Origin of the sequence: Zoogloea sp. (assembly GCF_041914405.1) — a bacterium.
GTDB lineage: Bacteria > Pseudomonadota > Gammaproteobacteria > Burkholderiales > Rhodocyclaceae > Zoogloea.
On record NZ_JAYSDK010000001.1, the window covers coordinates 89,180 to 105,214 of the forward strand.

The window sequence follows — 16,035 nt, forward strand, 5'->3', positions numbered from 1 at the left end:
AACCCAGAACGGGTAGTTCTTCGGCATGCGAATGGCAAGAGGTGTGTATGCTCAAGCCTTCTAAAGGTTAAATTGTGTTTCAGCATTCCGATTGATTACCCCGATGGAGCTACCGATGGACACCCCCTTGCCCCCTGGCTCCCGCGAGTCTGTTTTCCTCGCCACCCCCATGGCGAGCGATGACGGGGCCCTCGCAGGTCCCGACCGACGCGCCGCCGCCCTCCTGCTGTCCCGCTACAACCTACGCTACCTGGTGCGCCTGTACGCCGCCTTCGACGGTGACCTGCTGCTGCCGATCGTGCTCGGCGAAGTGGGCCTCTACAACATCGGCGGCCTCGGACTGGACGACCAAACCCTGACGTCCATCATCCGCAGTACCGCCGACGATGATTTCCGCCACCTGCCGCTGCGCCCCTGCAACGCCTTCTCGATCAGCTCGTCTACCGGCATTCCGCGGGAGACCGTACGCCGCAAGGTCAGCAACCTGATCCAGCAGGGCTGGATCTCCCGGGACCAGAAAGGCGGCCTGACGATCACCGCCAAGGCTGCCAACCTGTATGTACAGCCCCTCGATCAGGACAACCTCGACGATTTCCTGAGCACCGCCGAGCGGGTACACACCGCCCTGGGTACGTCCGACGCCTAGGCATCTCCCTCCCACAGACTGCCGCTGCCCGCCGCGCCGGGCGGCAGCAGCCCGAAGTGCTGCCAGATCGACGCGGTGGCCATGCGGCCCCGCGGCGTACGCTGCAGGTAGCCCTGCTGAATGAGGTAGGGTTCCAGCACGTCCTCGATGGTGTCGGACGATTCGCCGATCGCCGCCGCCAGGTTGTCCAGGCCTACCGGGCCGCCGCCGAACTTCTCGAGCATCGCCCCCAGCAACTTGCGGTCCATCAGGTCGAGGCCCAAGTGGTCCACGTCCAGCATGGTCAACGCCGCATCCGCCACCCCGGCGGTGATGCGGCCGTCGGCGCGCACCTCGGCGTAGTCGCGCACCCGGCGCAGCAGGCGGTTGGCGATGCGCGGCGTGCCGCGCGCCCGACGAGCGATCTCGAAGGCCCCGGTATCCTCGATCTCCACATCGAGCAGGCCGGCCGAGCGGCTGACGATGTAGGACAGCTCCTGCGGCGTATAGAACTCGAGGCGGGCGACGATGCCGAAGCGGTCGCGTAGCGGATTGGTCAGCATGCCGGCGCGGGTCGTCGCACCGACAAGCGTGAACGGCGGCAGGTCGAGCTTCACCGAGCGGGCCGCCGGGCCTTCGCCGATCATGATGTCGATCTGGAAGTCCTCCAGCGCCGGGTAGAGGATCTCCTCCACCACCGGGCTCAGGCGGTGGATCTCGTCGATGAACAGCACGTCGTGGGGTTCGAGGTTGGTCAGCAGCGCCGCCAGGTCGCCGGCACGCTCCAGCACCGGGCCCGAGGTCTGGCGCAGGTTGACGCCCATCTCTGCCGCCACGATGTGGGCCAGCGTGGTCTTGCCGAGGCCCGGCGGGCCGAACAGCAACACATGGTCCAGCGCTTCGCTGCGCCGCTTGGCAGCTTCGATGAAGATGTCCAGCTGGTCGCGGATCTTCTGCTGGCCCACGTAGTCGTCGAGGCGCTTGGGGCGCAGTGCACGCTCCAGCGCCTCCTCCTGGTTGCTGGCGCGCTGGGCGGTGATCAGGCGGGCGGAAGGATCGGGCTGACCGCCCTTGATGTCGTCGGTGTGGATCATGAACGGCCCTCCGGGGCCTCTGCGAGTTCATCCGCCGGCGTCTCGGCCGGACGGCTGACGGTCCAGCTGGTGAACAAGGCCTGACCGAGGGCCAGGAAGGTTGGGCCGAGGAAGATGCCGATGAAGCCGAAGGCCAGCACGCCACCGAAGGCGCCGAGGGCAATCAGCAGGATCGGCAGGCTGGACGTACGGCTGATCAGGATCGGCTTAAGGAAGTTGTCCACCGAGCTGATCGCCAGCAAGCCCCACAGCACCATGAAGATCGCCCAACCGCTTTCCCCCTGCTGGTACAGCCAGAAGGCCGCACCACCCCAGATCAGCGGCGGCCCGATCGGCACCAGCGACAGGAAGAACACTCCCGCGGCGAGCAGCAGCGCCCCCGGCACACCGGCCACCAGGAATCCCACCAGCGCCACCAGGGCCTGGGCCGCGGCGGTGCCGACGATGCCGATCATCACTGCCTTGACGGTGCTGCCGGCCAGGTGCAGCAGGTCGCCCCACACCGGGCCGCCCAGACGCGCCGCTCCAACCTCCAGCTGGGCCTCGATGCGCGCCCCATCCCGATACAGGAAGAAGCCGATGAACAGCACCAGCGAGATCTGCAGCAGGCCCTGGCCGACCATCCCGCCAAGGCCCAGTGCGAACTTGCGGGCCGGCTCGATGGCCTCCAGCGCCAGCTTGCGCACCTCGGCCTGACTGTGGGCCAGCTTGCGCACATAGGCGTCGATGTCGGCGCCGACCAGCGGGATGTCGCGCAGCCAGTGGGGCGGCTTGCCATCGGATTGCTCGATGAGGCCCCGCACGTAATCGACCAGCGTGATCGCCGAATCGGTCAGCGAGGCGGCCAGGCCGACCATCGGCACCAGAAGCACCGCGGTCAGCAGCAGGGTCATCGTCAGCGCCGCCAGCCCATCGCGGCGCCCGAGGCGCCGATGCAGGGCCTGATACAGGGGCCAGGTAGTCACGCACACCGTGCCGGCGAACAGGATGGCCGCGAAGAAGGGGCTGAGCACGAAGGCGCAGCCGAGGATCAGCACGGCGGTGATGGCCAGCTGGGCAGTGCGTCGGGGTGTCATGGGCTGTTCTCGGATGGAATGGAGAGGATTATCCCTGATCTTTTAAACAGTGCCACCTGCCCTGCCGCACAGCGCTGCCCGCCGCGGGCCGGGCTGACGCGGCCCAGCCCGCCGTGCGCCGTCAGGCCTTCGACAAGCCCTTCAGAGCCTGGCGGATGCCGTCTGAGACGCCGATACCCTCCGGCAGGTTCTTGACCGCACCGAGGGCCTCCTTCTCGTTGTAGCCGAGGGCCAGCAGCGCATTGACGATATCGGCCCGATCATCACCGGGCAGGCTGGCGGCGACACTGCCAGCCACCGCCGGCAGGGCCTTGGCGAGCTTGTCACGCAGTTCCAGCAGCAGGCGCTCGGCGGTCTTCTTGCCGATGCCGGGGATCTTCACCAGGCGCCCGCTCTCCTGCAGCGCCACCGCCTGGGCCAGGTCCACCACAGACAGGCCGGACAGCACCGCCAGCGCGGTGCGCGCGCCGATGCCGGCGACCTTGAGCAGCTGGCGGAAGGCGGCCCGCTCGTCCTCGGTGGCGAAGCCGTACAGGAAATGGCCGTCCTCGCGCACCGCCATGTGGGTGGACAGGCTCACGTTCTGGCCGGTGGCAGGCAGGCCGTAGAAGGTGCTCATCGGCACTTCCAGTTCGTAGCCGACGCCATTCACGTCGACCAGGATCTGCGGCGGGTTCTTTTCGGCCAGGCGGCCGGTGATGCGTCCAATCATCGAATCTCGCGGGGAAAAGGTGTTACTAAGGGCTTAGCTGTAGTCGGCCGCCATGAAGGCCGGCAGGGCCTCGGCGTTGGCGGCCAGCGCGGCGAGGGCCGGATAGTCACTGTCGGCGACGAGGCCGGGGGCCGAATAATGCGTGAAACGCCAGGCCACCGCCACGCTGATGTCGGCCTGGGTCGGCCGCGCGCCGCACAGCCAGTCGGCATCACCGACGTGCTGTTCGAGCACCCTGTAGGTGTCGCGGATCTGCCCTTCGACGCGGCGCAGCCAGTCCGGGTCACGGCAATCCTTCGGGCGCACCTGGGTCTCATAGACTCGCTGCACGCTCTTCTCCGCCGCTGCCAGACCCAGGCCGGTGAGCTGCAGGCAGCGTCGCAGGCCGGCGGCGTCGGACGGCATCAGGCTCTTGCCGGGCGGTGCGATGCGCTCCAGCCAGGCAATGATGTGGGTGCTGTCCACCATCACCTCACCGTCGTCGAAGACCAGGGTCGGGGCCTTGACGAGCGGGTTGATCGCGTGGAATTCGTCGAAGTTGCGGAAAACCGACAGGGACTGGTGCTCGAAGGGGATGCCGAGCATCCGGGCGGTGATGTAGGTGCGCCGTACGAAGGGTGAATCCAGCATGCCGATGAGTTTCACGGAGTTCCTCCCGGGTTGGCCGAACTGGCCGGGTTGACTGAATTGGACCTGGCACAGACGGCCGCTGCATGGCGCAGGCGGGCGAGGAGCGCGTCGGCCTCCTCGTGCCCCTTCGCCGGGATGCGCGCCTCATGGCCACTGCCCAGGTTGCCGCCACCGAAATAGATCCGGACCTCGTCGGGCCGGACGTCCACGTACTGCACGATGCCGAGGTTGATCCAGCGCTGCACCCCGCTGTCGGACGGCAGCGGAAACAGGCAGAAGGCGCTCGAGCCCGCCTCCTCGGCGAGCACCGGTGAGGCCAGCAGGCAGGCTGCCAGCCACAGGATTCGACGCATCAGCCGCTCCTTCCCTCCAGAAAACCGGCGATGTCATGGAGGCTGGCCGCCACCGGCACGCCGGCCGCCAGCACGTCGTCGGCGGGCTGCAGCAGGTCGGGCACCATCACCACCCGCGTGCCGGCCGCCAGCGCCCCACGCACGCCTGCATTGGAGTCCTCCAGCACCAGGCAGTTCGCCACCGGCACGCCGAGGCGCGCGGCCGCTGCCACAAAGATGTCCGGCGCCGGCTTGCCGCGGCTCACCTCGTCACCGCACACCATGCCGTGCACCCGCGGCAGCAGGCCCACCGCCGCCAGCTTGGGTTCGGCGCGGGAACGGCGCGTCGAGGTGGCCACCACGCGACCGAGGGACAGGCCGTCGAGCACGTCGAACAGCTCGACCACGCCGCCCTTCAGCGGAATGCTGCCCGCGGCGATGGCCGCCTCGTAGATGCGCCCGAAGGCCTCGTAGAGGTCGGCTACGGGATAGTTCTCGCCGAGGTGGTAGCGGATCACCTTCGGGCCGTCCTGCGAGTTGAGGCCGACCATCGCCAGCCCCACTTCGGCGCGCCATTCCAGCCCCAGCTCGGCGGCCGCCGCGGCGACGGTGGCGAGTGCCACACGCTCGCTGTCGAGCAGCAGGCCATCCATGTCGAAGATGATGCCGTGGATGTCCGCGGCGGCGAAGGGCAGTTCGAGACTCATGACAGGGCTCCCGGCCAGCGCCCGAAGGCCAGCGTGGCGGCAAGCGCCAGGCCGTGCAGGTTGGCGGCAACGATGGTCAGCTTGAGGGCCGGCACCAGCTCGGCCGGCTCGCCGGCGTGGGCCAGCAGGTAGCGCGCGGCGCGGAAGGAGAAGATCAATGTCAATGCCGCGGCGGCAGCACCCCGCGGCAGCACGTTCTGCCCGACCATCAGCACAAGCCAGCCATAGGCCAGCAGTACCAGGCCCAGATAGGCCCATTTGGCGGTGTGCGGCCCGAGGCGGACCACCAGCGTGCGCTTGCCGGCCGCCTCGTCACCGCGCCGGTCAGGGAATTCATTGATGAACAGGATCGCCGCCACCAGTAGCGCGTAGGACAAGCCAGCGATGACCGGCAGCAGTGAAAAGGCGCCGCGCTGCACGAAGTCGCTGCCGATCACCACGATCAGCCAGCCCGCCGCAACGGCCAGTTCGCCCAGCCCGCGGCATACCAGCGCCAGCGGCGGCGCGGTGTAGGCCCAACCGAGGAAGAGGCCTGCGAGGCCGATCAGGATCAGCCCTGGCGCCGACGCCCAGGCCAGCCACAGCCCGGCCGGCACCACCGCGGCGAGCAGGCCGAAGCCCAGGCGCCCAGCCTCGACCTCAGACAGCACGCCGTTCTGGATGAAGCGGCTGCCGCCGGTGAAAGGGAACAGGCGCTCCTCATTGGCCGCATCGGCGCCACTCTTCGCGTCGTAGTAGTCGTTGAGGACGTTGATGCCGGCGTGGGCAACGAGGGCGAAGAAGATCGTCAGCCCGGCCTTCAAGCCGTCGATGGCGACGCCGCTGCCATGGGCCACCGCCAGCCCGATCAGGCAGGCGAACAGGGTCACCCCGAGGAAGGCCGGGCGGGTGGCCAGCAGAGCCGCCAGCATGGGGCTGGCGCGCAGGGCCGGCGCGGGTTCGGCAGGATGGACAGGGGACGGCATCGGCACGGACGGCGGTGGAAAACCGTGCAATGCTGCGGCGCGCCGCGCCGGTGGTCAAGCGCACGCGCCCCGGCGCCCGGCCGCCGGTGATCGGCAGCCGGGCGCCGGCGGGACCGCCTAGCGGGCCGCCTTGGGCTCCTTCAGGATGTGCCGCGCCAGGCTCCAGCGGTGCACTTCCGACGGGCCATCGTAGATGCGGAAGGCACGCATGTCGGACCAAATCCGCGCGACGATGGTCTCGGCGGTGACGCCCTGGCCGCCGAGGATCTGCACGCAGCGATCGACGACCCGCCATTCGGCCTCGGAGCAGATCACCTTGGCCATGCTCGACTCGTTCTTCCCCTTGCCACCCTGGTCGAGCACCCACGCGCAATGCCAGATGGCCAGGCGCGCGGTGTGCAGGTCCATCTCGTTGTCGGCGAGCATGAAGCCGACGCCCTCGTGCTCGCCGAGCGCCTTGCCGAATGCCTGGCGCTTGCGTGCGTAGGCGGTGGCCACGTCGTGGGCGCGGCGGGCCTGGCCGAGCCAGCGCATGCAGTGGGTCAGGCGCGCCGGCGCCAGGCGCACCTGGGCGTAGCGGAAGCCCTGCCCGATCTCGCCGAGCACGTCGCCGGCCGGCACGCGCAGGTTGTCGAAGCGCACCACGCCGTGGCCGCCGGTGAAACAGGCATCCAGCGCGTCCATGCTGCGCTCGACGGTGATGCCCGGCCGGTCCATGTCGGACAGGAACATCGTCGCGCTGCCATCCTCCATCTTGGCCATGATGATCGCGTAGCTGGCGCCGGTGGCGCCGGTGATGAACCACTTGCGGCCGTTGATCACGTAGTGGTCGCCATCCTTCACCGCGGTGGTCTGCAGCATCGACGGATCGGCGCCGGCGCCCGGATCGGGCTCGGTCATGCAGAAGCAGGAGCGGATCTTCCCTTCCACCTGGGGCTTCAGCCAGCGGTCCTTCTGGGCTGGCGTGGCGACGACCTCCATCAGGTGGATGTTGCCCTCGTCCGGCGCGGCGATGTTCAGCGCGGTCGGGCCGAGGGTCGAATAACCAGCCTCCTCGAAGACGATGGCCTTGGCGAAATGGTCCAGCCCCAATCCGCCCAGCTCGATGGACGCGTGGGGCGTAAGCAGACCGGCGGCCTTGACCCTGGCAACCAGTTCGTTGCGCAAGTCCTCGCTGGGGCCGTGGGCGGTGACGCGGGGATCCTTCTCGTAGGGGATGATTTCCTCGGCGATGAAGCGCCGGGTCTTGTCCTGCAGGGCCTTGAGATCGGCCGGGATGTCGAAGTTCATGAGGTATCTCCGGTTCAGGCGAGGCCGGCCTGCTTGAGGTATTTGGGATTCGAGACGCGCAGCCGGGCACTCACCTCGGCCAGCAGCAGGCTGCCGACTTCCGGCAGACGCGCATCGAAGCGGCCCGTGCGCAGGTCGCTGGCCAGGCGGGTGGCGAACGCGTCGACGCCTTCGCTGGCGGCGGCGCTGCCATACAACTTGTGCAGCAGCGTGGCTTCAGCCTGCGCATGGCCGGCGTCGGACTGGATCTCGCGCAGCGCGATGGCCAGCGCGTTGGCGGCCATCAGCGCGGTGTAGTGGTGTTCCTTGGGCAGGTGGGGCAACAAGCCATTGAGCAGGCCGTCGCGGGCGGTCTTCAACAGGTCGGCGGCGTCGGGCAGGTTACGCATGGCGGGCGCGCTCCTCTTCGATGGTCTGGATTTCCTGGATCAGGTCGAGCTCGATCTCCGGCAGCATGCGGCCGGTCAGTGCCAGCTCCAGCGAGGGCTGCTCGCCGGACAAGTGGCGTTCGGCCTGCATCAGCGCGATCACCGCCCAGCGCATCGTGCCCATCACCTTCCAGTAGGGCAGCAGGTCGAGATCGAAGGGCTGGCCGGCCACCGCCGCATAACCACGGGCCAGCGCGGCGGTGCCGCCGATGCCGCCGACTTCGTGCTCCCACGCACCGAAGCGCCAGCAGCGCGCGCACAGCCAGCCGATGTCCTCCAGCGGGTCGCTCCAGCCGGCGAACTCCCAGTCGAGCACCGCCGACAGGTGGCCGTCGGCGACCATGTAGTTGCCGGTGCGGAAGTCACCATGGGTCAGCGTGACCTCGGTGCGTGCCGGGGCGTTCAGCTCCAGCCAGCGCAGCGCCCATTCGAGGGTAGGCTGGGGCCGGCCGATGGCGTCGATCAGGCACCGGTATTCCTTCACTCGCGACAGGGCCGGCGTGCCGTCCGGCAGCGGCAGGAAGTCAAGCCCGGCGACCGGCGGGCGTACCACATGCAGGCGTGCCAATTCGGCGCCCAGCTCGGCCAGCAGCGCATCCCGAGCCTCGGCGGACAGCTCGCCGCGCACCAGCGGGCGGGCGGCGGCGGAGCCTTCAGCCTTGCGCATCAGGTAGAAGTCTTTGCCCAGCCCGCCGGGGGCGCCGCTATCCCGGTACAGCCACAGGGGCTCGGGCACCGTCACGCCGGCGGCGAAAGCCACCTTCAGCACCGCAAACTCCTCGGCGCGGCCGAGGCTCACCGCCAGGCCCGATGGGGAGTCGGTACGCAGCACCAGCTCGTGTCGGCCGTCCCAGTCGCCGCCGCGGATCATTACGTCGAGCAGCAGGTTCTCCTGGATCGCCCCACCGCCGAGGCGCTTGCAGCCGAGCACCTCCACCGCCGCGGCACCGGCTTCCTGCTGCAGGAAGGCGGCGGCAAAGCCGGCGATGTCAGGCTGCCCGGTCGTTTCCGTTTTCGCGTCCACTGTCTGTCCTCTCCTTTGTTATGGGTGTGGCGCCTACACCGACAGCGCCTTGACGTGCTGGATGACCTCGCCGATGGCCTGCTGGGCCGAGCCGTACAGCAGGCGGGTGTTGTCCTTGTAGAACAGCGCGTTCTCGATGCCCGAGTAGCCGGTACCCTTGCCGCGCTTGACGACGATGACGTTCTGGGCGAGATCGGCGTTGAGGATCGGCATGCCGTAGATCGGGCTGGACTTGTCGGTGCGCGCCGACGGGTTCACCACGTCGTTGGCGCCGATCACCAGGGCCACATCAGCCTGCGGGAAGTCACCGTTGATCTCTTCCAGGTCGAAGATCTTGTCGTAGGGCACGCCCGCCTCGGCCAGCAGCACGTTCATGTGGCCCGGCATGCGGCCCGCCACCGGGTGGATCGCGAAGCTGACGTCTACACCGGCCTCCTCCAGCAGCTCGGTCATCTCCCACACCTTGTGCTGGGCGCCGGCCACCGCCATGCCGTAGCCCGGCACGATGATGACCTTGGAGGCGTAGCGCATCACCGCGGCGGCATCCATCGCACCGACCTCCTTCTGCTCGCCCTCGACGGCCTCGCCGCCAGACGCCGCGCCGGAGATCGGAGTGAAGATCACGTTGGAGATCGGCCGGTTCATGGCCTTGGCCATCAACTGGGTCAGCAGGGTGCCGGAGGCGCCGACCACGATGCCGGCGACGATCAGCGCCGGGTTGCCGAGCACATAGCCCTCCATGCCCACGGCCAGGCCGGTGAAGGCGTTGAGCAGGGAAATCACCACCGGCATGTCGGCGCCGCCGATCGGCACCGTCAGCACCACACCGAGGGCCAAGGCCAACGCGAAGAAACCCAGCACATGCTCCGGCGCCGGGGTGTCGGCGGCGACGATCAGGTAGCCGAGGGCCACCGCGGCCAGCGCCAGCAGCACGTTGGCGGCATTCTGGGCCGGCAGGCGCCAGGCCTTCTTCATGATGCCCTGCAGCTTGGCGAAAGCCACGCAGGAGCCGGAAAAGGCCACCGAGCCAATCAGTGCGCCGCACACCGCCAGCGTGGTCGCCACGCCGCCATGCACCTCGCCGCGGGCGAACTCCAGCGCCGCGATGGCCGCCGCAGCGCCGCCGCCCATGCCGTTGTAGATAGCCACCATCTGCGGCATGTCGGTCATCGCCACCTTCTTGCCGGAGACCCAGGCGACGACGGTGCCCAAGGCGATGGCCAGCGCCATCAGGCCGAAGTTCTGCATGCCCGGCCACGCGAAGGTGACCAGCGTGGCGGCGATCATCGCGTAGCCAGCCCACACCACGCCGCGGCGGGCGGTGACCGGCGAGCTCATCGCCTTCAGGCCGAGGATGAAGACCACCGCCACCGCGAAGTAGGCGGCCTGGATGAAACCGAGAACGGGGAACTGTGCGCTCATTGGGCGCCCTCCTTCTTGCCTTTGAACATGGCCAGCATGCGTTCGGTGACCACGTAGCCGCCAGCCGCGTTGGCGGCGCCGAGCAGCACCGCGGCGAAGCCGATCGCCAGTTGCAGCGGCTCGGCCGGATCGGCGCTGCCGAGGGCCACCATGCCGCCCACCAGCACCACGCCGTGCACGAAGTTGGAACCGGACATCAGCGGCGTGTGCAGGATCACCGGCACGCGGGAAATCACTTCGTAGCCGGTGAAGCCGGCCAGCATGAAGATGTACAGATAGACCAGACCTTCCATTGCGTTCTCCTGGATCAAAGGCCGAGGGCCTGGCGGACGCCGGCATGGCGCACTTCGCCGCCATGGGTGAGGCAAGCGCCGGCGATCACTTCGTCGTCCCAGTCCAGCGCCACGGCGCCGTCCTTGACGAAGGGGCTGATGAAGTTGAAGTAGTTCTTGGCCAGCATTTCCGAGGCATGGGCCGGCATGCGGCTGGCGATGTGGGTCGGGCCGACGATCAGCACCTCGCCGACCCAGGTCTTCTCGCCGGCCACCGTGCCTTCCACGTTGCCGCCGGTCTCGGCGGCCATGTCGACCACCACCGCACCGGGCTTCATGCGCGCCACCATGTCGGCGGTGATGATCACCGGCGCCTTCTTGCCGGGAATCGCCGCAGTGGTGATCAGCGCATCGCACTGAGCCACCGCCTTGGCCAGGCGCTCGGCCTGCTTCGCCTTTTCCTCGGCGGTCAGCTCGCGGGCGTAGCCGCCGCTGCCGGCCGCCGACACGCCGGTATCGACGAACTTGGCGCCAAGGGATTCGATCTGCTCGCGGGTTTCCGGGCGCACGTCGTAGGCCTCCACCATCGCGCCGATGCGGCGGGCGGTGGCGATGGCCTGCAGGCCGGCCACGCCGGCGCCGATGACCAGCACGCGGGCCGGGCGGATGGTGCCGGCGGCGTAGGTGAGCATCGGGAAAAAGCGCGGCGAATGGTCGGCGGCGATCAGCGCGCATTCGTAGCCAGTGACCGCGGCCTGGCTGGACAGCACGTCCATGCTCTGGGCGCGGCTGATGCGCGGCAGCAATTCCAGCGCGAAGGCGGTGATGTTGCGCTCGGCCAGCAGGCGGGCGCGGGCCGCATCGCCCCAGGGCTGCAGCAGGCCGACCAGCACGCTGCCCGGCTTGAGGGTGGAAATCAGTTCGGCGGACGGCGGCTGCACGCAGCACAGGATGTCGGCGCCGGCATACGTCTCGGCGGCACTGTCGGCGAAGGCCACGTCGGTGAAGCTGTCGTCGCGGTAGTGGGCGAGCCGGCCGGCACCCTTCTGCATGAGGAGGCGGGCACCGAGGCCCTGGTATTTCTTGGCCACGTCCGGCACCACGGGCAAGCGCCGTTCGCCGGGCAGGGTTTCTGCTGCAAATCCGATGGTCAGAGGCATCTGCCGGTTCTCTTGTGTGGACATGCTCCCGTGTGTTCCGGTCTGTCCCCTTTCTTCTGGAAGAAAGTCCAGGTTGCCGCGCTTGGCGCGGACAACCTGGTGAAAATGCCCATAAGCGCTAGGGAGAGGGTCACGCTTACTAGCAGGGAGACACACCTTCCGACACACAACAAAACAAACCGTCGTGTTCGTTTTTTTATATTACGAACAAAAAGGCCGGCTGCCAAGTCCCTCGACGAAATTTCTGCAGATCGGCGATGCAGCCGCAACACCTGGCGACTGCAACACTCTTCCGCTGTGCTTTTCCCGGTGGGGGGCGAATTCGCCCCTAAGGTTTACTGCCTCATGACTTCAGCTGGGGGAAAGGCACCCGGGCTGTGGAGCACCCAGCCAGGCAATCACCCCGAGCGGCACAAATAACAAACCATCTAGATTGTTTGTTTGATACCATCGATCCACCCCGCCGGCATCCGCCGGCCAAGACCAACCCGCATACGGAAGAGCAAACCATGACCCAGCGTGAAATCCTCGTCGTCGGCGCAGCCCGCACCGCCATTGGCACCTACGGCGGCAGCCTCAAGGACATTCCCCTCTGCCAGCTCGGCACCACCGCAGTCAGCGCCGCGCTGGCCCGTTCCGGCGTCGATCCCCGCGAGGTAGGCCACGTGGTGATGGGCAACGTGGTGCCCACCGAGCCCCGCGACGCCTACCTGAGCCGCGTCGCCGCGATCGACGCGGGCATCCCGCAGGAAACCCCCGCCTTCAACGTCAACCGCCTGTGCGGCTCGGGCCTGCAGGCCATCGTGTCGGCGGCACAAGCCATCCTGCTCGGTGACACCGACATCGCGATCGGCGGCGGCGCCGAATCCATGAGCCGCGGCCCCTACATCATCCCGACCCTGCGCTGGGGCGCCCGCATGGGCGACGCGCCGGTCCTCGACTACATGAACGGCATCCTCCACGACCCGTGGCAGAAGGTGCACATGGGCATCACCGCCGAGAACGTCGCCGCCCGCTACGGCATCACCCGCGAGATGCAGGACGCGCTGGCACTGGAAAGCCAGCAGCGCGCCGCCCGCGCCATCGCCGAAGGACGCTTCCGCGAACAGATCGCCGCGGTGGAGGTGAAGACCCGCAAGGGCACCGCGCTCTTCGACACCGACGAGCACGTGCGCCCGGACGTCACGCTGGAAGCCCTGGCCAAGATGAAGGCCGTCTTCCAGAAGGACGGCAGCGTCACGCCGGGTAATGCCTCCGGCCTCAACGACGGTGGCGCGGCGGTGGTGCTGGCCGAGGCCAAGCGTGCGGCGGCCCTCGGTCTCAAGCCGCTGGCCCGACTTGTCGGGTATGCTCACGCCGGCGTCGAACCGCTGTACATGGGCATCGGCCCCGTTCCCGCCACCCGCCTGGTGCTCCAGCGCACCGGGCTGTCCGTCGCAGATCTGGACGTCGTCGAGTCCAACGAGGCTTTCGCGGCCCAGGCCTGCGCCGTGACACGGGAACTGGACCTCGATCCGGCCCGCGTCAATCCCAACGGCTCAGGGATCTCCCTGGGGCATCCGGTGGGGGCGACCGGGGCCATCATCACCACCAAGGCCATCTACGAGCTCCACCGCACGGGGGGCCGTTATGCCCTGGTGACCATGTGCATCGGTGGCGGACAGGGGATCGCCGCCATCTTCGAACGCGTTTAAAAAAGTCTTTAAAAAACTAAGCAAACAGGAGCAACAGCATGGCAATTCAAAACATCGGCGTGATCGGCGCCGGTACCATGGGCAACGGCATCGCGCAGGTCTGTGCACTGGCCGGCATCAACGTGGTGATGGTGGACATCTCCACCGAGGCCGTCGAGCGCGGCGTCAAGACCGTCGCCAGCAGCCTCGACCGGATGGTCAAGAAGGAAAAGATCAGCACCGCCGACAAGGACGCCGCGCTGGCCCGCATCCGTGGCACCACCGCCTACGCCGACCTGGCCGCCACCGAGCTGGTCATCGAGGCCGCCACCGAGAACGAAGGTCTCAAGCTGCGCATCCTCAAGGAAATCGACGGGATCGTGCCGGCCACCACGCTGATCGCCACCAACACTTCGTCCATCTCCATCACCAAGCTGGCCGCCACCGTCTCCTCGCCGGAGCGCTTCATCGGCATGCACTTCTTCAACCCGGTGCCGATGATGGCCCTGGTCGAGCTGATCCGCGGCCTGCAGACCTCCGACGCGACGCTGGCCGCCGCGCAGGCGTTCGCCACCGCCATCGGCAAGACCCCGATCACCGCCAAGAACAGCCCGGGCTTCGTGGTGAACCGCATCCTGTGCCCGATGATCAACGAAGCGATCTTCGCGCTGCAGGAAGGCCTCGCCACCGCCGAGGACATCGACGCCGGCATGAAGCTCGGCTGCAACCAGCCGATCGGCCCGCTGGCCCTCGCCGACCTGATCGGCCTGGACACCATGCTGGCGGTGATGGAAGTCTTCTACGACGGCTTCAACGATCCGAAGTACCGTCCGGCCCCGCTGCTGAAGGAAATGGTGGATGCCGGCTACCTGGGCCGCAAGAGCGGCCAGGGCTTCTACAAGTACGACTGATCGTCCTCGAGGGCGCCTCAGGCGCCCTCACCTGCCGGTGCCGGTCAGCCACATATTCCGGCCCCGGCGGGCCGCTTACCTGCCGGTGGGCTACGGCCCGCCGGCACACCGGAGCCTGCCCATGCCCGCCCTACCCGGCACCACCCACCGCCGCCGCATCTACCTGATGCGCCACGCGGAAGTCAGCTATTTCAGCGCCGACGGCACGCCCCTCGACCCGCGCACCGTCCCGCTCACCCCCCGCGGCCGCGAACAGGCCACCGCCAGCGCCGCACTGCTGGCCGACATTCCCTTCGACCTGGCCGTCTGCTCGGGCCTGACCCGCACCGTAGAGACCGCCCGCATCGTGCTCGGCGAGCGCGCCCTGCCGCTGGACGAGGAGCCGCGCCTGAAGGAAGTCCGCGCCGGCCGCCTGCGCGAGATTCCGCCGGACGAACAGGAAAAGGAGATCGGCTACGCTTACGAGACCGCCGGCGATCCCGACGGCGCCTTCATCCGCGGCGAACGCTGGCAGGACCTGGCGAGCCGCGTACACGCCGCCTGGGACGACCTGGTTGCCCGTGATGACTGGGCCACCGCCCTCGTCGTCGCCCACGACGGCGTCAACCGCGTGCTGCTGACCCACGTCACCGGCGCCGGCCTCCCCGCCATCCGCGCCATCGAGCAGGACCCGGCGTGCATCAACATCATCGAGCTCGACGTGGCCGACGGCCGCGTGCAGCGCGCCTGGCTGCGCGCCGTGAACATCGCCCCCTACGACCCACTGCGTGCCGATGACCCGCTGATGGTGATGGAGAAGATCTATCGCCGCTTCCGCGCGCACTGACGGACGAGGCGCGTCTCGCGACGCGCAGGTAAGATCACAGAAAAACAGCCCGACCTGTTTCAGAGGCTAAGTACATCCACAAGGAGCGAGACAACAGCATGAGCACATCCCAACGCCTGGCCGGCCGCGTGGCCATCATCACCGGCGCTGCCTCCGGCATCGGCCGCGCCACCGTCGAACTGTTCGCCGCCGAAGGCGCCGCGGTAGTGGCCGTGGACCGGCCCGAATCGGCCATCCTCAGCATCTACGCCGACCAGCCGCGCATCGCCGCGCTGGCGGTGGACGTCACCGCCGCCGACGCACCGCAGCGTATGGTCGCGCTGGCGCTGGAGAAATTCGGTGGCCTCGACATTCTCTTCAACAACGCCGGCGTCGTGCCGGTCTCGCCGGTATCCGCGATGCCCGACGAGGACTGGGCGCGGGCCTTCGAGGTGAACGTCCATGCCGTGATGCGCAGCTGCCGCCACGCCATCCCGGTGCTGATCGAACGCGCCAAGAGCACCGGCCGCGGACGCATCATCAACACCGGCTCGATCCTCGCCCACTTCACCGATCACAGCTGCGGCGCCTACTCAGCCTCCAAGCACGCCGTCGCCGGCCTGACCAAGACCATCGCCAAGGAAGTCGGCCGCTTCGGCATCACTGCCAACTACCTGCTGCCCGGCGCCATCGAGACCAACATGACGGCCGGCCTCTTCGCCGTGCCCGAAGTCCGCGCCCAGTGGGAGCAGGCCGCCGCCGTCAAGCGCCTCGGCCGCCCCGAAGACATCGCCCGCGCCGCGCTGCTGCTGGCCAGCGACGAAGCCGATTTCATCACCGGCCACGGCCTGGTGGTGGACGGCGGCGTCACCGTCACCGCCGGCCCGCAGCTGCCGATGTAAAAAGCCT

At 68.3% G+C, this 16,035-nt stretch carries 18 protein-coding genes; 5 read left to right on the forward strand and 13 right to left on the reverse strand.

Annotated features, from left to right (window positions below):
- Window positions 1–115: 115 nt before the first annotated feature.
- Window positions 116–646, forward strand: a complete 531-nt coding sequence (locus ACE3RX_RS00380; RefSeq protein ID WP_374479132.1) for a hypothetical protein — start codon at window positions 116–118, stop codon at window positions 644–646.
- On the opposite strand, the gene ruvB is transcribed toward ACE3RX_RS00380, so the two are convergent.
- From ruvB to ACE3RX_RS00445, 13 genes are all read right to left on the reverse strand, one after another.
- A complete protein-coding gene (gene ruvB / locus ACE3RX_RS00385; RefSeq protein ID WP_374479134.1) occupies window positions 643–1,719 on the reverse strand; it encodes a Holliday junction branch migration DNA helicase RuvB in 1,077 nt (358 codons plus the stop codon). The two genes, ACE3RX_RS00380 and ruvB, sit on opposite strands and share 4 nt — an antisense overlap.
- Window positions 1,716–2,795: an AI-2E family transporter gene (locus ACE3RX_RS00390; RefSeq protein ID WP_374479136.1), complete on the reverse strand. Its 1,080-nt coding sequence runs from the start codon at window positions 2,793–2,795 to the stop codon at window positions 1,716–1,718. The genes ruvB and ACE3RX_RS00390 overlap by 4 nt, the downstream gene beginning before the upstream one ends.
- Window positions 2,796–2,916: 121 nt before the next feature.
- Window positions 2,917–3,507 (reverse strand): Holliday junction branch migration protein RuvA, encoded by a 591-nt coding sequence (gene ruvA, locus ACE3RX_RS00395; RefSeq protein ID WP_374479138.1) that lies wholly within the window; start codon window positions 3,505–3,507, stop codon window positions 2,917–2,919.
- 33 nt (window positions 3,508–3,540) lie between these two features.
- Window positions 3,541–4,152 (reverse strand): glutathione S-transferase family protein, encoded by a 612-nt coding sequence (locus tag ACE3RX_RS00400; RefSeq protein WP_374479140.1) that lies wholly within the window; start codon window positions 4,150–4,152, stop codon window positions 3,541–3,543.
- Window positions 4,149–4,490: a hypothetical protein gene (locus ACE3RX_RS00405; RefSeq protein WP_374479142.1), complete on the reverse strand. Its 342-nt coding sequence runs from the start codon at window positions 4,488–4,490 to the stop codon at window positions 4,149–4,151. The genes ACE3RX_RS00400 and ACE3RX_RS00405 overlap by 4 nt, the downstream gene beginning before the upstream one ends.
- On the reverse strand, window positions 4,490–5,176 hold the full coding sequence (locus ACE3RX_RS00410) for an HAD family hydrolase (protein ID WP_374479144.1): 687 nt from the start codon (window positions 5,174–5,176) through the stop codon (window positions 4,490–4,492). Before ACE3RX_RS00410 ends, ACE3RX_RS00405 begins: the two co-directional genes overlap by 1 nt.
- On the reverse strand, window positions 5,173–6,141 hold the full coding sequence (locus tag ACE3RX_RS00415) for a prenyltransferase (RefSeq protein WP_374479146.1): 969 nt from the start codon (window positions 6,139–6,141) through the stop codon (window positions 5,173–5,175). Before ACE3RX_RS00415 ends, ACE3RX_RS00410 begins: the two co-directional genes overlap by 4 nt.
- A 117-nt stretch (window positions 6,142–6,258) precedes the next feature.
- A complete protein-coding gene (locus tag ACE3RX_RS00420) occupies window positions 6,259–7,431 on the reverse strand; it encodes an acyl-CoA dehydrogenase family protein (protein ID WP_374479148.1) in 1,173 nt (390 codons plus the stop codon).
- A gap of 14 nt (window positions 7,432–7,445) precedes the next feature.
- Window positions 7,446–7,820 carry a DUF6285 domain-containing protein gene (locus ACE3RX_RS00425; protein ID WP_374479150.1) on the reverse strand — a complete coding sequence of 125 codons (375 nt, stop codon included), beginning with the start codon at window positions 7,818–7,820 and terminating at the stop codon, window positions 7,446–7,448.
- Complete coding sequence (locus ACE3RX_RS00430) at window positions 7,813–8,883, reverse strand: phosphotransferase family protein (RefSeq protein WP_374479152.1); 1,071 nt, start codon at window positions 8,881–8,883, stop codon at window positions 7,813–7,815. The genes ACE3RX_RS00425 and ACE3RX_RS00430 overlap by 8 nt, the downstream gene beginning before the upstream one ends.
- A 33-nt stretch (window positions 8,884–8,916) precedes the next feature.
- Window positions 8,917–10,305, reverse strand: a complete 1,389-nt coding sequence (locus tag ACE3RX_RS00435) for an NAD(P)(+) transhydrogenase (Re/Si-specific) subunit beta (RefSeq protein ID WP_374479154.1) — start codon at window positions 10,303–10,305, stop codon at window positions 8,917–8,919.
- The gene (locus ACE3RX_RS00440; protein WP_079435238.1) at window positions 10,302–10,598 is read right to left on the reverse strand and encodes an NAD(P) transhydrogenase subunit alpha; all 297 of its coding nucleotides are present in this window, start codon (window positions 10,596–10,598) and stop codon (window positions 10,302–10,304) included. Before ACE3RX_RS00440 ends, ACE3RX_RS00435 begins: the two co-directional genes overlap by 4 nt.
- Window positions 10,599–10,612: 14 nt before the next feature.
- Complete coding sequence (locus tag ACE3RX_RS00445) at window positions 10,613–11,737, reverse strand: NAD(P) transhydrogenase subunit alpha (RefSeq protein WP_374479157.1); 1,125 nt, start codon at window positions 11,735–11,737, stop codon at window positions 10,613–10,615.
- A 509-nt stretch (window positions 11,738–12,246) separates the two neighbouring features.
- On the opposite strand from ACE3RX_RS00445, the gene ACE3RX_RS00450 reads away from it, so the two are divergent.
- The 4 genes from ACE3RX_RS00450 to ACE3RX_RS00465 all read left to right on the forward strand — a co-directional run bounded on the left by ACE3RX_RS00450 (window position 12,247) and on the right by ACE3RX_RS00465 (window position 16,028).
- Window positions 12,247–13,431 carry an acetyl-CoA C-acyltransferase family protein gene (locus ACE3RX_RS00450; protein ID WP_374479159.1) on the forward strand — a complete coding sequence of 395 codons (1,185 nt, stop codon included), beginning with the start codon at window positions 12,247–12,249 and terminating at the stop codon, window positions 13,429–13,431.
- Window positions 13,432–13,469: 38 nt separating this feature from the next.
- Complete coding sequence (locus ACE3RX_RS00455) at window positions 13,470–14,321, forward strand: 3-hydroxybutyryl-CoA dehydrogenase (protein WP_374479161.1); 852 nt, start codon at window positions 13,470–13,472, stop codon at window positions 14,319–14,321.
- Between the two features lie 121 nt (window positions 14,322–14,442).
- On the forward strand, window positions 14,443–15,147 hold the full coding sequence (locus ACE3RX_RS00460; protein ID WP_374479163.1) for a histidine phosphatase family protein: 705 nt from the start codon (window positions 14,443–14,445) through the stop codon (window positions 15,145–15,147).
- A gap of 98 nt (window positions 15,148–15,245) precedes the next feature.
- Window positions 15,246–16,028 carry an SDR family NAD(P)-dependent oxidoreductase gene (locus ACE3RX_RS00465; protein WP_374479165.1) on the forward strand — a complete coding sequence of 261 codons (783 nt, stop codon included), beginning with the start codon at window positions 15,246–15,248 and terminating at the stop codon, window positions 16,026–16,028.
- The last annotated feature ends 7 nt before the right edge of the window (window positions 16,029–16,035 follow it).

Excerpts from the sequence above, each read along its gene's own strand:
- ACE3RX_RS00380 (WP_374479132.1), top strand. The coding sequence starts at position 116 with ATGGACACCCCCTTGCCCCCTGGCTCCCGCGAGTCTGTTTTCCTCGCC.
- ruvB (WP_374479134.1), bottom strand. The coding sequence starts at position 1,719 with ATGATCCACACCGACGACATCAAGGGCGGTCAGCCCGATCCTTCCGCC.
- ACE3RX_RS00390 (WP_374479136.1), bottom strand. The coding sequence starts at position 2,795 with ATGACACCCCGACGCACTGCCCAGCTGGCCATCACCGCCGTGCTGATC.
- ruvA (WP_374479138.1), bottom strand. The coding sequence starts at position 3,507 with ATGATTGGACGCATCACCGGCCGCCTGGCCGAAAAGAACCCGCCGCAG.
- ACE3RX_RS00405 (WP_374479142.1), bottom strand. The coding sequence starts at position 4,490 with ATGCGTCGAATCCTGTGGCTGGCAGCCTGCCTGCTGGCCTCACCGGTG.
- ACE3RX_RS00410 (WP_374479144.1), bottom strand. The coding sequence starts at position 5,176 with ATGAGTCTCGAACTGCCCTTCGCCGCCGCGGACATCCACGGCATCATC.
- ACE3RX_RS00415 (WP_374479146.1), bottom strand. The coding sequence starts at position 6,141 with ATGCCGTCCCCTGTCCATCCTGCCGAACCCGCGCCGGCCCTGCGCGCC.
- ACE3RX_RS00420 (WP_374479148.1), bottom strand. The coding sequence starts at position 7,431 with ATGAACTTCGACATCCCGGCCGATCTCAAGGCCCTGCAGGACAAGACC.
- ACE3RX_RS00425 (WP_374479150.1), bottom strand. The coding sequence starts at position 7,820 with ATGCGTAACCTGCCCGACGCCGCCGACCTGTTGAAGACCGCCCGCGAC.
- ACE3RX_RS00435 (WP_374479154.1), bottom strand. The coding sequence starts at position 10,305 with ATGAGCGCACAGTTCCCCGTTCTCGGTTTCATCCAGGCCGCCTACTTC.
- ACE3RX_RS00440 (WP_079435238.1), bottom strand. The coding sequence starts at position 10,598 with ATGGAAGGTCTGGTCTATCTGTACATCTTCATGCTGGCCGGCTTCACC.
- ACE3RX_RS00445 (WP_374479157.1), bottom strand. The coding sequence starts at position 11,737 with ATGCCTCTGACCATCGGATTTGCAGCAGAAACCCTGCCCGGCGAACGG.
- ACE3RX_RS00450 (WP_374479159.1), top strand. The coding sequence starts at position 12,247 with ATGACCCAGCGTGAAATCCTCGTCGTCGGCGCAGCCCGCACCGCCATT.
- ACE3RX_RS00455 (WP_374479161.1), top strand. The coding sequence starts at position 13,470 with ATGGCAATTCAAAACATCGGCGTGATCGGCGCCGGTACCATGGGCAAC.
- ACE3RX_RS00460 (WP_374479163.1), top strand. The coding sequence starts at position 14,443 with ATGCCCGCCCTACCCGGCACCACCCACCGCCGCCGCATCTACCTGATG.
- ACE3RX_RS00465 (WP_374479165.1), top strand. The coding sequence starts at position 15,246 with ATGAGCACATCCCAACGCCTGGCCGGCCGCGTGGCCATCATCACCGGC.